Origin of the sequence: Bacillus sp. IBL03825, assembly GCF_024712505.1 — a bacterium.
Lineage (GTDB): Bacteria > Bacillota > Bacilli > Bacillales > Bacillaceae_G > Bacillus_A > Bacillus_A wiedmannii.
On record NZ_JAMXKE010000001.1, the window covers coordinates 2,809,366 to 2,823,433 of the forward strand.

A 14,068-nucleotide genomic window follows, 5' to 3' on the forward strand; every position below is an offset into this window, starting at 1 on the left:
TTCATAATAAGAATGCTTACTTATACATTTATTTAAAAAGGCAAACGTTTCTTAGGAGGGTTTCGATGAAAAAGAAAATATGGCTTATATGCCTTGCATTATTTATTACTATGATTTTCTCTTCATGTAATGCAACAAATGCAAATTCGAAAGGAAAAATTAAACTTGGTGTAACAAGTTGGAAAGAAAACATTGCAACTGCAAACATGTGGAAAGTTCTATTAGAACAAAAAGGCTATAAAGTTGAACTCATGTATTTAGAAAAAGCTGCGATTTGGACTGGCGTTGCTCGTGGTGATGTGGATGCGAATTTAGAAGTATGGCTACCCGTTACGGATAAACCGCTAAATGCTCGTTATAAAGATGATATTGTCTTAAAATCCAAATGGTATGAGGGTACTGGGCTAGGCTTAGTCGTCCCTTCTTATGTGAAAAACATAAACAGTATCGAAGATTTAAATGCTCATAAAGATGAGCTAGATAACAAAATTGTCGGTATCGAACCCGGTAGTAGTCTTATGAATTTAACAAATAAAGCAATGAAGGAATATGATATAAAACTAAAGCTTGTCCAATCTTCTGAAGCTGCGATGATGAGTGAACTAAAGAAAGCATATAAGAAAAAGAAACCAATCGCTGTTACGCTTTGGAATCCGCATTGGGGCTTTTCAGAATTTGACTTAAAATATTTAAAAGACCCTAAAAAAGTATATGGTGAAAAAGATGACATTTATTACTCTGTTCGTAAAGGTTTCGAAAAAGATCATCCGGATATCGTGAAATACTTTGACAAATGGAAAATGAATGATGAGCAGCTTGGCACATTAATGGTCACGTTAAATAAAACGAAAGATCCCGAAGAAGCTGCACGAAAATGGATTGAAAAAAATCAAGCACTAGTTGATGAATGGGTAAAAGATTAATAAAACAGGCTAGAGGATTAGCATATCCTCTAGCCTGTTTTTATCTTATTTTTTTGTAACAACATCATCTACAATCCCATACTCCTTTGCCTCTTCAGCAGTCATAAAATAATCTCTTTCTGTATCATGTGCTACTCTTTCAATCGATTGCCCCGTTTTTTCTGCAATCATTTTATTAATATCACGCTTTAACTTTAGTATTCTTTTCGCTGTTATTTCAATTTCTGTTGCCTGTCCTTGCGCACCACCAAGTGGCTGATGAATCATAATTTCACTGTTAGGGAGTGCAAATCGTTTTCCTTTTGCACCTGATAATAATAACAATGCACCAAATGATGCTGCAAATCCCATACAAAGTGTTTGCACATCTGGTTTGATTAGATTCATCGTATCTAATATGGCAAAACCTGCTGTCGTTGAACCACCTGGGCTGTTGATGTATAAATAAATATCTTTCTCTGCATCTTCCGCTTCTAAAAATAATAATTGAGCTACGACACTACTCGCTACTTGATCATTAATTTCTGAACCGATAATAATAATGCGGTCTTTTAATAACCTTGAATATATATCATAGGAACGTTCTCCTAATTTCGTTTGTTCTACCACATATGGAATTGCATTCATTTTAAATCCCTCCAATAATTGTTATGCCGCTAAAAGCATACAACTGTAAGAAGAAGGTTTTTTCGCATTAAATAATAAGACTGGCTGTTTAGATGGTAACTTAGTAAAATCTATTGTCGGAAGAAGCTTAGTTAACAATTCCGGCCTTTCTTCCCGAATAGACGTTACTACAACTTCAATATCATCTGTGAATTCGACTATCTCAATCCCTTCTTCACTTACAGTTTTCAGCCTATTTCTACTCCGAAATAAAGAAGCTTTCACTGCACCTTCTGATACGGAACATACTTTAGCAATATCAGCTATACTATATTGAAACACATCTTTTAATAGTAAAATTGCGGATTGCTGTACATTTAATGACGATAATACTTTCCCTACCATTTCATGCAAATCTGCAATGTTCTCTTGTGGGGCATCAAAAATAATTTGTTTCTTTATTTTTTCATGAACTGATTTTGATTTCATCTGGTCTATCCAGCGATTTCTAGCTATTTTATATACAAGCGTCATACAAATATCTTTCTTACTATATTTTTGAAGAACTTTACAAACCGTTTCTTGGGCAAGATCTTCGCCGTCCCATTTATTTTTCGTTAAAAATGTACAATACCTTTTCAACTCTCCGTATTGCTCAATTAAAAAGTTTATATCTGAATGATTTATATCGATATGATTCTTTAAAATATGAGTTACTTTTGTGCACAAAATAACCACTCCTTTTCAGCGCTTACTTAATTAACGATTCAACAAATAAAAAAGTTACGGGGCATATAAAAAAATTATGTTTATGTTCAATAATTCGCGGTCATAAATATGTTATGTACAATTTTACTTGAGGAGGAATAAATTTGCCAAAATTAACAATTGAAGGTGCGGGAACTTTCGATGTGAAAGAAGGCACAAAGTTAGTATTAGCGATCGAAGATAACGGTGTACACATTCTCCATCGCTGCGGCGGGAAAGCCCGCTGTACAACTTGTAGAGTAGAAATTATAGCAGGTGAGTTTTGTGAAGCCAGTTCTAATGAAAAAAATGCGATTACAGAAAAAGGAATTGAAGATCACTTACGTTTATCATGCCAAATGCACGTACATAAAGATATAGTCGTTCGTCCTATACTTACAGTAGAAAATTCAGGTCTTGATGCAGGCCCACGTCCAGCAGAATGATATGCTAAATTTCAAACAGCTCGCTGGTGAATATGCTGCTAACTTTGTAAAAGATGGGATGAAAGTTGGACTTGGTACAGGTTCTACTGTATATTGGACGATACAAAAATTAGGTGAGCGTGTAAAAGAAGGATTATCATTTCAAGCTGTACCAACGTCAAAAGAAACGGAATTATTAGCTAAACAACTAAATATCTCTCTAATTTCGTTAAACGACGTACAAAGTCTTGATCTTACAATTGATGGAGCGGATGAAATTGATGCTAATTTACAGCTTATAAAAGGTGGTGGTGGCGCATTACTTCGCGAGAAAATTGTTGCCACTTCCTCCAAAGAACTAATTATTATTGCTGATGAATCGAAACTTGTAACACATTTAGGTACTTTCCCATTACCTGTTGAAATTATACCTTTTTCATGGAAACAAACCGAAAGGAAAATTCAATCTTTAGGTTGTCAAACAACGTTACGTTTAAAAAATAATGAAACGTTTTTTACCGATAACAATAACATGATTATTGATTGTATATTCCCTCATAACATAACTAATCCTGCCAATTTACACACTCAATTAAAAATGATTACAGGTGTAGTTGAAACAGGGTTGTTTGTTAATATGACTAGTAAGGCGATTATTGGAACAAAAAATGGGATAAAGGAATTATAATGAAAGCTGACTCTTACAGTCAGCTTTTTATATTTTCTCTTTATTGTGTATCATTATGATATACTATGAAAACAAAAGCACATCACACTAGAAAGGGCTGAACAATTTGCACTCCAAACTCATAACAGAACTTACAGATTTAGAAACTGCCTTTCATATTCGAAAAGAAGTATTTGTAAAGGAACAAAATGTACCTCTTGAAGATGAATTCGATACATTCGATGAAATCGGTGAGGAATGTAAACATATTTTAGTTTATTATAACGAGCTTCCTGTAGGTACAGGTCGTATACGATTTGTTGAGGGCGCAGGAAAATTAGAACGTATTTGTATTTTAAAAGACTATCGTAAATACGGATTAGGTAAAGTCATCATTCAAATGTTAGAAGAAATTGCTCGTAATGAACAAGCTACAAAAGTGAAATTACACGGGCAAACACAAGCTGAAGGATTTTATAGGAAATTAGGCTACGAAACTTCTTCTGATATATTTATGGAAGATGGTATTCCACATATACTTATGATGAAAGTGTTATCATAATAGAAAGATGGCTATATTGTTTATTCATATAGTCACCTTTCTGTATCTTATTCACTTGAAAGCAAAGAACCTAGCATACATAGTCTTAAAAGAACCTTAATGAATTGGCGTTCTCTAGTTTTCTATTCGCACTATATTCTGTTTGCTTTCACTTTAAAAAGATTATTTTATTAAACTCACTATGAATTGTTATCTACTATCTCTTGTCTTTCTTCTCTTATTTGACCGATTAATGAAACTACAGAACCAACTGCTTGAATCCAGCTCCCCGTAATTACTATAATCTGTCCATCCTCCTCATTGCCTTCCGAAATCCCCTCCACTTTATCCCGACTAGCTTTCAATTCATCAATTCCACCTATTGCCTGTAATGAATTTCCGGTCGCTTGTAACACATTCCCGGCAATGTTATACGATTCATCTATATCGGAACTATCCTCTAATTCTCCACCTATTGCTGTAATACCACCTAATGCTTGTATCCAATTCCCTGCAATCACTACTTTTTTTTGTGTATTATCTTCAAATTCTATAATGAGTCCTGTTAAAACCGTTACATTACCAATTGATTGGATTTCATTACCGATTTTTTCAAGAGATATTTCCCCTTGTCCATCAGCTTCCAGACCGTTCCCTGTTGCCTGTAATACATTCCCCCATATGTTTAAATCTCTTCTTAATTCGTCGTTCAATTTTTTAAAAGGTGTACTACCAACCGCAGCAATAATTGTCCCTACTGCAACAAACCAAGCACCAACTATCTCCTTAATCGGATCATCCATTTTCAATCTATCCCGTCATTAATTTACTACTTACAGGATATGAATTTATGCATCTCCATGTTAATAGCCTACTTCTCTCCATTTGAATAAAACTCGATATTTCGTTAATACTATAAATACATCAAGTGTGACATCCCTGTTTGGAGCAGTTAGCTTTTGCTAATCGCTCTTTTATTTCGTTCTTGCTTCTCGAAGAATTCTTTAAATACGTTTCCCAATACGTACACATTCTGTATTCCCCCTCGAATACAATACATAACTCAATATAATATCTATGTATCTAGATTACTACCCCTGTATTGATTAGTTAAAGTTGGCTAACCGCTTCATTATTTGCAATGAAATTAAATTTCTGATTTTTTTAAAAATCCATCTCGATATTCATAATTCCAAACATCTAAAATCAAAAAATATAATTGTATCATCACAGGAAAATTTTCCGAATAACTTTTTTGTTAAAAAGTTTTCACCTTAAAATTAGACAAGCATATGTTATTGAATGGAGATTCTCCATTCATAAGATTCTTACCTTTCTTATCTAGAGCACACTTTAATGTGTGCTTATTTTTAGTTAGAAACTACAACATCCTCAAATATATTTCTTTTTTTACAAAAGCGGATATTATTCTTTTGTACAAGCACTCTTTCCTTTTAATTAATAATATATATTGATATTACAAAGAAAGGAGAGCAAAATATTTATGGCTAATTATTTTTATAAAGATGGTAAAAAATATTATAAAAATCAATCGCATTCGAACGATCAAAAAAATAACTGTTTTATTGAAACTCATACGATAACTGGTTCTGCAGAAAATGCAAATGGAAATATACCTTTATCTGTTTTCCTTGAAACCACCGCGCCACAAACTGTATTTGAGGATTTCACAAACAATCATAATAAAACATTAATTCAGTTATTCGTTGTCGGGATGAGTGCACCCGTTCAAGTAACTATTCTAACAAGAAAATCTAGCCGCCCAATTACTGCAACATTACAACCTGTTCAAACAAAAATATTTCAAGTTGAAGATTTTCAAAGTCTTACTTTTACCAAACAGGAGGGTCCTACTAGTATAGTTAGTTTATTTGTGCAAAAAACATTTTGTATTTGCTGTAACGATAATAAGGATTCGTGTGATGAATATTATCAAGATTGTAATTAATAGATTAACGCAGCAAAAGAAACCGTTTTATACAGGGTTCTTTTTATTTCGCTCCATACATTTTCAAAAACATTTTAGAATCATACACTATGATTTTTCTTTAAATCTCTCCTTCCCCGTTATTTTATAAAAATAACACTTTAGTTTAATTACGGGACTTATCATCATTTAATGAAGGAAAGTAAAATTTAGAAAAAAAGACGACGTATTCAACGTCGTCTTTTTTATAAACAGAAAAGTGAATTCTCAAGATTTCCTTTTACGTCAAAGCCCATCATCTCTTAGTTCATACCTAGGTAAAGCTTACACTGTTTTCCATAATGATAAGGCATAAATCCAGTTTGGATCCCCATTTCCTTGATAGCTCTGGACTGCTTCATATACTTTTCCTTCGTGTAGAACTCTATCTCCCTTTTCATATGCTTTCTTTGCATCCCAACCTTCATATGAAGCGCTTTCAGTTTTTGTAGTAATTGTGAATATATCACTCTGTACAGATTCATTTCCAGCTACATCAACAGCTTTCACTACATATTTATAAGTAGTATTAGAGAGTAAATTTTTATCCATATAAGAAGTCGTATTAGATGTTGCAATCTTTTTCATTGATCCTTCTGTTTCTCTATAAATATCGTAATGGTCTACACTAATATTATCGTCAGATGGACTCCACATTAAATCAACACTTGATGCTGTCGTTCCCATACTATGTAATCCTTTTGGCTGTGTTGGTGCTTCTGTATCAGGAGCCTCAACTGTTGTTTTTACTGTAAGCGCTGCACCTTCTTTCGAGACATTTCCAGCTACGTCAATTGCTTTTACAGTATAAGAGTATTCTGTACTTGGTTGTAATTTTTTATCAATAAAATGAGTTCCTGGTACTGTATCAATCATCTCTCCGTTACGGAAGATTTGATACCCTTTTACCCCTACATTATCCGTAGAAGCGTTCCATGCTAGTTCTATACTATTCGCTGTTACTTTTTGTGCCTGAATTCCATTTGGAATACTTGGAGCTTCTGTATCTAGTTTTACGTCATTGATAAGATTAACATCGATTACATTATAGAATGCATTTGCTGTATCAGCTACATCCCATACTGCTAAAATCACATGATATCCACTACGATCAGTAGGTACATTGATTTTGTGAGTTAAATGATTTGAGGCTGCAGAACCATCATGTTGTACAGTTCCAATTGGTTCAAAATCTGCTCTTGTGAGCGCTTTATTTGGATTCCATCCTTTTTTTGTAATATAGTAATGCCATTTGCTCGTTAAGTGAGGCGCTGTATACTTCCAAGTAAATGTATTTTCTCCACCAGTGATTGTATTTTTAAACCAACGATTTGCTGTTTGTTGATCTAAAATACCACCAAATTTACCACCTGCAGAAGCGATTTGTCCATCAAGTGGGCCACCTTGCGGGAATCCTTTTGGTGCTTCTAAGCTTTGCGGTTCATACATAACACTTCCGCAGTTTACATTTAGTGCACCATAAGTTGGACTACATAAAGCAGATCGACTGCCAGGCTTTTCAACAAAACCGTGCGCGTATGCGTTTTGAGGAATAAGTGTCGTGCCAATAATTCCGGCTGTTAATGCAACAGCTCCTAGACTTTTTTTGTTCATTTTCATGTTTTGTAGTTGTTTTAAAAATCGATTATTCATGTTTCTGTCCCCTTCTTGTTATACTTCGTAGTGTAATGTGGGCTTTGATGTAAAAGAATAACAAGAGACAATCTTGTATCGATGTATGTGTTAGTAATTCATACACCATAGCGAGAATATATTTCGTTTCTTGTGAAATATTTCACTTAATGAATATATCATGACATAGAAATTACCAAAACATGTGCAAAAGTTGTGCAGAAACTGTGAAATCATTAGTAACACGTAAAACTATCACCTAAATTTATAATGCAGGATATTCAACCTTTCAAAACAATCGATTCTTCGCTCCATATAACAGAAGAGTGCCTATATCCTTTCATATAGACACTCTTCTCATGTTTAATTTTCTATTTATTACTGACCAGCAAATGTAGTAATTTCATCAACAGCTTGCTTATATCCACCAGACTTCCGGAAAGACTCCTTCAAATTCAAAGCAGATTCTTTATATGAAGGATTATTTAATACAAGTTCTACACTTTCACGTAGTTGTTCCTCAGTCAATTCTTTCATGTGCAACTTAACCCCAGCTCGGAGATTCTCCACTTGCTTCGCGATAACTGGCTGATCTGCACTTTGCGGAATTACAATAAGCGGAATCCCGTTATATAATCCTTCATGTGTACTGTTCATTCCGCCATGTGTAATAAATAACTTTGTATATGTAAGTAGTTTCGTTTGTGGTACATAGTTTTTTACAATGAAGTTTTTAGGAATTTCACCTAAATCACTTATTCTCGTTTTATTACCAATAGACATCACAATTGTATGATTACTATTCTCGAACGCTTTAAAACAAAGTTTATAAAAATCAAGTGCTTCATTAAAAACAGTACCTAGTGAAATGTAAATCGGGCTTTTCCCTTCAATTGTAGTAAAATCAAACTCTTCATTTTTTACTTGTGTAGAGATAGATGGACCTACAAATGTAAATGTTTCATCAAACATGTCTCCAAAAGGTTGGAACTCCTTTATTGTATACACAATAGTAAGTGGCGCTGGATTACAAAAAACTTCATACGGTGAGTTTATTTCAACACCATATTTTTCCGTGATTCCCTTTGTTAATCTTTCAAAATCATTATGTATCCTATTATGAACTTCCACTGGGATATTTTTAGACAAGTGGTCTAACATTTGTTCAAATGATTTTTCATCCTGTGCAAACGATGTGCAGGAATTTATTGCTGGAAGCTTTAAAATTTGAGCAATTATATGTCCACAACCAAACATTGAATCATGAATGATGTAATCAAAATGTTCCCCTTCAATTTGTTCAAGAACATTTGGTATAATAACATCTGCCGTATGTAAAAGACCATTTATTCTCTCTGATAAATAATTTCGACCACCAGAAAGAAAAGCTTTTAAAAACTTTTGCTCGTCAATTGTTCGTACAGTAGCACCCGTTCTCTCAATACGATCTCTAAAAGATTCAATTGAAAAATAAACTACCTCTTCCCCGCGTGAAACCAATTCTTCTACAACTTGCAACGTTGGATTTATATGTCCTTCTGATCCAGTATTAATGAATAAAACACGTGCCACTTTAAACACTCCTTAATTTAAATCTTGTCTATGTTGCCATTAGTATTATAGGTATTTTGTCTTATTCTTCTAAATGGACCTAGCAAGCCTAAACCCAAGGTCATCTATATGAAATGTAGGATGACTACGGCGACGACAAGTCGCACCGCAACCTCTAGCTGCTTCAGCCCAGCTACCGCCGCGGAAAATTCGGTATGATCCGTACACTTGTTCATCATATAAATCATAGCACCATTCCCAAACGTTTCCTAACATATCGTAAAGTCCCCATGCATTCGGTTCTTTTTTTCCGACCTCATGAATATATCCACTTGAATTTTCATTGTACCAAGCAATCTCTTTCAGTTCTCCATATATGTATCCCGTAGTTCCTGCCTTACACGCATATTGCCACTCTGCTTCAAAAGGTAATCGGTAGCCATTTGAATCTAAATTACAACTAACAATTAGACCATCTTCACTAATAGAATAATATTCTTTTAATCCCGCTTTTTTGGAAAGTAAATTACAAAATATAACGGCATCATTCCATGAAATATTTACAACTGGTTTATTTTTATCTTTCAATAAACTTGGTTTGTTATTCGCAATCGCATCATATAATTCCATCGTTACAACATATTTTGCAAGAAGAAATGGTTTTATTTGTACTTGCCATTGTTTTTTTATTCGATCATCTCTTAATTCTACTTTTCCTGCTGGAATTTTCACCATATTAGAATCAACGGAGCCAATGAATCTATTCAATGCTATTCCCCCATTTGACTTCTTTTTATAATCTAACAATTTAAGTGATCGTACTTCTCTAAAAATAGTCTTACTTCATTTGAAGATTTTAAAATAATAACATCTTTATCTTTACTCAATTGATTTAACCTCTTTAAAATTGAAGGTCGTTTCGTTTTAGGATATTCCCATATCCATTTAAAAAATTGCAAATCAAACCTTTCTTCACATCCAGCGCCCATATCCGGTCTTGTTTTATTCCGATATTGTACAACCCTTTTAAAAGCACGATAAGCACATATTGTTCTATGAATATCAAGAAAGATGATTGTATCAGCTGCGTTAATTCTTATGTCCATTGTCCCGCCATAATTCCCATCAATAATCCACTCATCTTCTTTAACTAATTCATTTTGAACCGTTCTTTGCTCCTCTTTGGAAACCCCCTCCCAATTTGGTTTCCAAAATAGTGCATCAAGATGATGCACCTTAATATTTAGTTTGTTTCCTAATTGTCTTGCTAATGTAGATTTTCCTGAACCACCAGAACCTATTAATATTATTTTTTTCATAAATACCCCTTCTTACATCTTTTATTTCTTCCGTAACATAAACTCACAAAACATTCCAATCCCAACACCAATTGTATAAGCAACTAAATCACTCCACAAAAATCCGTAACCTAATACGAGTCCACCTAAAGTCATTGCACGAATGCTATCTATCCATCCGGCATGATACAATTGGCTCACTTCAATCCCATAACAAAACAGCAAACTTATAAAAGCCAATTTCATCGTGTTTATTTTAGGAAATAAAAATCCGCATCCAGTAAAAATCATACATGCCCATAAAGCATCACCTAAGTACTCGTTTAATAGATGAGGTAACGCAAAAGCTAACTTTCTTGAGCTAAGACCTAAAATAATTATAACGATAGTAAATAGCGCATATAATAATCTACTTCGTTTCTTATTCATCTCAAAATCTCCTAATATGTAATTTAAAACTGTAAATAGCTAGTAAAATATAATTATTTTACTAGCTATTTTTTAATCGCTTTCATAATAAGAAAATGTGGATTTGTATTTAGATAATGATATGATTTTTCGTTTACTTCTCTCATTTTTTCAACTGGCCTCGGTTCCTCTATTTTATCTAACACAAAATAATTTGTTGTTTCATTAATTATATCTTGGAGTGATCTTCTAAAAAAGCTAACTTCTATTGTAATATTTGGTTTAACCCAAGTATCTACTAATAATTGTTTTTCGAAATAATTTTCACAAGGAAACTTTGTAAAGTCCATAAAAGGATGATGAATGGAGTATATAAATTCGCCATCTGGCTTCAATACGCGATGAAACTCCTGAAATACTTTATTCCAATTTTCTAAGTAATGAAGCGTTAACGAACTTACAATAACATCAAAAGTATTATCTTCAAATGGTAATACTTCTTGCAAATCATGACAAAGAAACGTTGCTTTATTACCCGTACTTTCCTTTGCAGCTTTTACCATTTCAGAACTTACGTCAATTGCAGTAACATTTGCTCCTCTTTCTAAAAATTGAGAAGTATACCATCCAGCTGCACATCCAGCATCTAGTATACTCTTCCCTTCTAAATTCTTTGGAATCATCTCCATCATCGCTGGTCTTTCGTAATAGCTATTATATGGATTTGCCACATCTAGGTTTTCTTTATATGTACTCGCTAATTTATCATATGTACCTTTAATCGTGTCTTTCAATACTGCCACCCCTTATACATATTAATTTAATAACTCTTGCTGCTTTTTCTTTGAAAATGATTGTAGAACTAAATCATATGACCAATCAATCATCTTATTAATTTGCTCTTGCTCTACATCTTTATGTATATACACTGTATTCCAATGCTTTTTATTCATATGATACCCCGGAATGATTGCTTCTGGATACTCTTCTCTTAATCTTAATGCAAGTTCTGGATCACATTTTAAAGTAATCGCAGCTTTTTCTCCTTCTTCATGGTTTACTATCGCAAATATTTTATTATTAAGCCTCATACATGTTGCATTCCAACCATCAGGAGAATCTTCTGTTGCTTTTCTTTTTGATAAACAATATGTTCTTGTTGTATTCATTCTCATTGGCACCTCTTATTCTTTCACTATTTGATTACGATGCATCACAATTTGCTTTGTCGCTTGAAATTTCTGTTCACCATAAAACTTTATTAATTTCTCTCCACAAAATAGACTAACAATATGAACATGAGATATTTCTTGAAGTAATATTGTAAGCATCTTCTCTCCAATACCTTTATTTCTTACATTCTCATGTACGACAACATCTTCTATGTACGCTCGAAAAACGCCATCAGAAACAACTCTAGCAAATCCAATTAATTCATTTTCTTCCCATACCCCAATTGCTATACTATGCTTTAACATTTTTTGAATATCGATTTCTTTTCTTTCTGGCCACCAACCGACAGAGTCATAAAGTTTTTTTATTTTTTCTACGCAAATTGGTTGTTCATTTTGCAATTTATATGTGTACATTTTCCTTCTCCCATCAAATTGCTCATTATATATAATTTGTCTTACTTTACTTCTTTCCATATAAAACTATAGAATCCAACCTGTTACAAAAAACCTTCATAAAATAAATTTATTATATCGATTTTACAATTGCAATCGTTACTCTCATCCTTTCATATTAATTATACCAAATATACAAAATAAGAGAAAATCAATGAATATAACACCAAAAGTATTTCTATTATAATATTTACCTATTAAAACTTGAATTTATTGAAAAAAATGGTAAAGTTAATTAGGTAAAAAATACATAAAGTGAGGCGATCTTTTGAAAAAGTTTAGTTTATTATTAACAGCATTTGTCATAATCTTATCATTATTCATCCCTAATTTTACAAGTGCTAAATCTTTCCCTGATGTCCAATCTAATCATTGGGCAATTAAAGAAATTAACTATTTATCGGATAAAGGTATCATTAAAGGTACGCCAGAAGGAACTTTTAAACCGAGTGATGATGTAACTCGTGGACAAATGGCCTTAATGCTAGATTTATCATTAAAATTAGAAAAACCATCTAGCTATAATCATATTTTTTCCGATGTAGCCAAAGGTATCTATTACTATGATTCTGTACATAAGTTAGCACATAATAACATTGTACAACGTGAAACAAACTATTTCCCTGACCGCTCATTAACTCGTGCAGAAATGGCAGTAGTTTTAGTTAAAACTTTTAATTTGAAGCCTACAGGTGCAGACGTCAATTTCCCTGATGTTCCATCTAATCACTGGGGTTACAATTATGTCAAAATTTTAGCACAAAATAATATTACTACTGGATTGCCTGATGGTACATTTGGTCCAGGTGTAAAAGTAACTCGTGAGCAATTCGCTGCATTTTTGGCTCGTGTATTAGAACCAAATTTCCGTCCAGCTCTTCCTAAGCCAAAAGGTAACTTAGAGGTACATTATATTGATGTCGGACAAGGTGATGCTACTTTTATTAAATCTCCAAGTGGAGAAACGATCCTTATTGACGCTGGTAACAACGGCAAAGGTAAAGTAGTAGCAAATTATTTAAAAGGATTAGGATTCCAAACTATTGATTATATGATTGCCACTCATCCTGATGCTGATCATGTAGGCGGATTAGATGAAGTGCTTTATGCTATGAATGTAAAAAACGTTTATGCCCCTAAAGTAAGTCATACGACACAAACGTTCAAAGACTTCCTAACTGCAGTAGCTAACAAAGGATTAACAATTAAAGAAGCGAAATCTGGAGTAACTTTACCAATCAACGGTTTAAACTCACAATTTTTAGCTCCCGTGAAAGAATACGGTAACGATCTAAATGAGTGGAGTGCGGTATTAAAAGTAACACACGGTAGCAAATCTTTCTTATTTACTGGTGATGCTGAATCTAAAAGCGAAAAAGATATGGTTCTAGCACATGGTTCTAACCTAAAATCTGATGTATTAAAACCTGGTCATCATGGAAGTAAGACATCTTCTTCTCAGCCATTTTTAGATGCAGTGAAACCAAGTATCGCTGTGATCAGTGCCGGTGCAGGTAACCGCTATGGCCATCCTACACAGGAAACTTTGGCAAAGTTAAATGCAATGTCTGTTAATGTATATAGAACAGATTTAAATGGAACTGTAGTTATTAATAGTGATGGTTCAAAAATTTCTGTAAGAACGGAGAGATAAT

The 14,068-nt window shown here is 33.4% G+C and carries 17 protein-coding genes; 6 read left to right on the forward strand and 11 right to left on the reverse strand.

Features of this window, described 5'->3' with window-relative positions:
• Nucleotides 1-65: 65 nt before the first annotated feature.
• Nucleotides 66-923 (forward strand): glycine betaine ABC transporter substrate-binding protein, encoded by an 858-nt coding sequence (locus NHG49_RS14360; RefSeq protein WP_064475488.1) that lies wholly within the window; start codon nt 66-68, stop codon nt 921-923.
• A 45-nt stretch (nt 924-968) separates the two neighbouring features.
• Here NHG49_RS14360 and clpP read toward each other — a convergent pair whose 3' ends face one another.
• Both clpP and NHG49_RS14370 read right to left on the reverse strand, forming a co-directional pair.
• Complete coding sequence (clpP, locus tag NHG49_RS14365; RefSeq protein ID WP_000991621.1) at nt 969-1,550, reverse strand: ATP-dependent Clp endopeptidase proteolytic subunit ClpP; 582 nt, start codon at nt 1,548-1,550, stop codon at nt 969-971.
• A 21-nt stretch (nt 1,551-1,571) separates the two neighbouring features.
• Nucleotides 1,572-2,258 (reverse strand): RNA polymerase subunit sigma-70, encoded by a 687-nt coding sequence (locus NHG49_RS14370; protein WP_149173557.1) that lies wholly within the window; start codon nt 2,256-2,258, stop codon nt 1,572-1,574.
• A gap of 143 nt (nt 2,259-2,401) precedes the next feature.
• Between NHG49_RS14370 and NHG49_RS14375 the strand changes: the two genes are divergently transcribed.
• The 3 genes from NHG49_RS14375 to NHG49_RS14385 all read left to right on the forward strand — a co-directional run bounded on the left by NHG49_RS14375 (nt 2,402) and on the right by NHG49_RS14385 (nt 3,930).
• The gene (locus NHG49_RS14375) at nt 2,402-2,722 is read left to right on the forward strand and encodes a 2Fe-2S iron-sulfur cluster-binding protein (protein WP_001125375.1); all 321 of its coding nucleotides are present in this window, start codon (nt 2,402-2,404) and stop codon (nt 2,720-2,722) included.
• A 1-nt stretch (nt 2,723) separates the two neighbouring features.
• Entirely contained in the window at nt 2,724-3,389 is a 666-nt protein-coding gene (rpiA, locus tag NHG49_RS14380) for a ribose 5-phosphate isomerase A (protein ID WP_064475490.1), read from the forward strand.
• A 106-nt stretch (nt 3,390-3,495) separates the two neighbouring features.
• Nucleotides 3,496-3,930 carry a GNAT family N-acetyltransferase gene (locus NHG49_RS14385; protein WP_048560834.1) on the forward strand — a complete coding sequence of 145 codons (435 nt, stop codon included), beginning with the start codon at nt 3,496-3,498 and terminating at the stop codon, nt 3,928-3,930.
• A 179-nt stretch (nt 3,931-4,109) separates the two neighbouring features.
• On the opposite strand, the gene NHG49_RS14390 is transcribed toward NHG49_RS14385, so the two are convergent.
• Entirely contained in the window at nt 4,110-4,712 is a 603-nt protein-coding gene (locus NHG49_RS14390; RefSeq protein ID WP_048560833.1) for a DUF6944 family repetitive protein, read from the reverse strand.
• A 701-nt stretch (nt 4,713-5,413) separates the two neighbouring features.
• Between NHG49_RS14390 and NHG49_RS14395 the strand changes: the two genes are divergently transcribed.
• Nucleotides 5,414-5,878 (forward strand): hypothetical protein, encoded by a 465-nt coding sequence (locus NHG49_RS14395; RefSeq protein WP_064057134.1) that lies wholly within the window; start codon nt 5,414-5,416, stop codon nt 5,876-5,878.
• Nucleotides 5,879-6,181: 303 nt separating this feature from the next.
• On the opposite strand, the gene NHG49_RS14400 is transcribed toward NHG49_RS14395, so the two are convergent.
• The 8 genes from NHG49_RS14400 to NHG49_RS14435 all read right to left on the reverse strand — a co-directional run bounded on the left by NHG49_RS14400 (nt 6,182) and on the right by NHG49_RS14435 (nt 12,374).
• Nucleotides 6,182-7,549 carry a lytic polysaccharide monooxygenase gene (locus NHG49_RS14400; protein WP_064475492.1) on the reverse strand — a complete coding sequence of 456 codons (1,368 nt, stop codon included), beginning with the start codon at nt 7,547-7,549 and terminating at the stop codon, nt 6,182-6,184.
• 357 nt (nt 7,550-7,906) lie between these two features.
• A complete protein-coding gene (locus NHG49_RS14405; protein ID WP_149173556.1) occupies nt 7,907-9,100 on the reverse strand; it encodes a macrolide family glycosyltransferase in 1,194 nt (397 codons plus the stop codon).
• Between the two features lie 69 nt (nt 9,101-9,169).
• Nucleotides 9,170-9,847, reverse strand: a complete 678-nt coding sequence (locus tag NHG49_RS14410) for a formylglycine-generating enzyme family protein (protein WP_098103156.1) — start codon at nt 9,845-9,847, stop codon at nt 9,170-9,172.
• 32 nt (nt 9,848-9,879) lie between these two features.
• The gene (locus NHG49_RS14415) at nt 9,880-10,398 is read right to left on the reverse strand and encodes a DNA topology modulation protein (RefSeq protein ID WP_064475494.1); all 519 of its coding nucleotides are present in this window, start codon (nt 10,396-10,398) and stop codon (nt 9,880-9,882) included.
• Nucleotides 10,399-10,419: 21 nt separating this feature from the next.
• Nucleotides 10,420-10,806, reverse strand: a complete 387-nt coding sequence (locus tag NHG49_RS14420; protein WP_064475495.1) for a ribosomal maturation YjgA family protein — start codon at nt 10,804-10,806, stop codon at nt 10,420-10,422.
• Between the two features lie 65 nt (nt 10,807-10,871).
• Nucleotides 10,872-11,579 carry a class I SAM-dependent methyltransferase gene (locus tag NHG49_RS14425; RefSeq protein WP_064475496.1) on the reverse strand — a complete coding sequence of 236 codons (708 nt, stop codon included), beginning with the start codon at nt 11,577-11,579 and terminating at the stop codon, nt 10,872-10,874.
• Between the two features lie 21 nt (nt 11,580-11,600).
• The gene (locus NHG49_RS14430; protein WP_064475972.1) at nt 11,601-11,954 is read right to left on the reverse strand and encodes an MmcQ/YjbR family DNA-binding protein; all 354 of its coding nucleotides are present in this window, start codon (nt 11,952-11,954) and stop codon (nt 11,601-11,603) included.
• 15 nt (nt 11,955-11,969) lie between these two features.
• On the reverse strand, nt 11,970-12,374 hold the full coding sequence (locus NHG49_RS14435; RefSeq protein WP_098103155.1) for a GNAT family N-acetyltransferase: 405 nt from the start codon (nt 12,372-12,374) through the stop codon (nt 11,970-11,972).
• Between the two features lie 307 nt (nt 12,375-12,681).
• Here NHG49_RS14435 and NHG49_RS14440 point away from each other — a divergent pair, with 307 nt between their 5' ends.
• Nucleotides 12,682-14,067, forward strand: coding sequence for an S-layer homology domain-containing protein (locus tag NHG49_RS14440; protein WP_098103154.1), 1,386 nt, complete (start codon nt 12,682-12,684; stop codon nt 14,065-14,067).
• Nucleotide 14,068 lies beyond the last annotated feature (1 nt).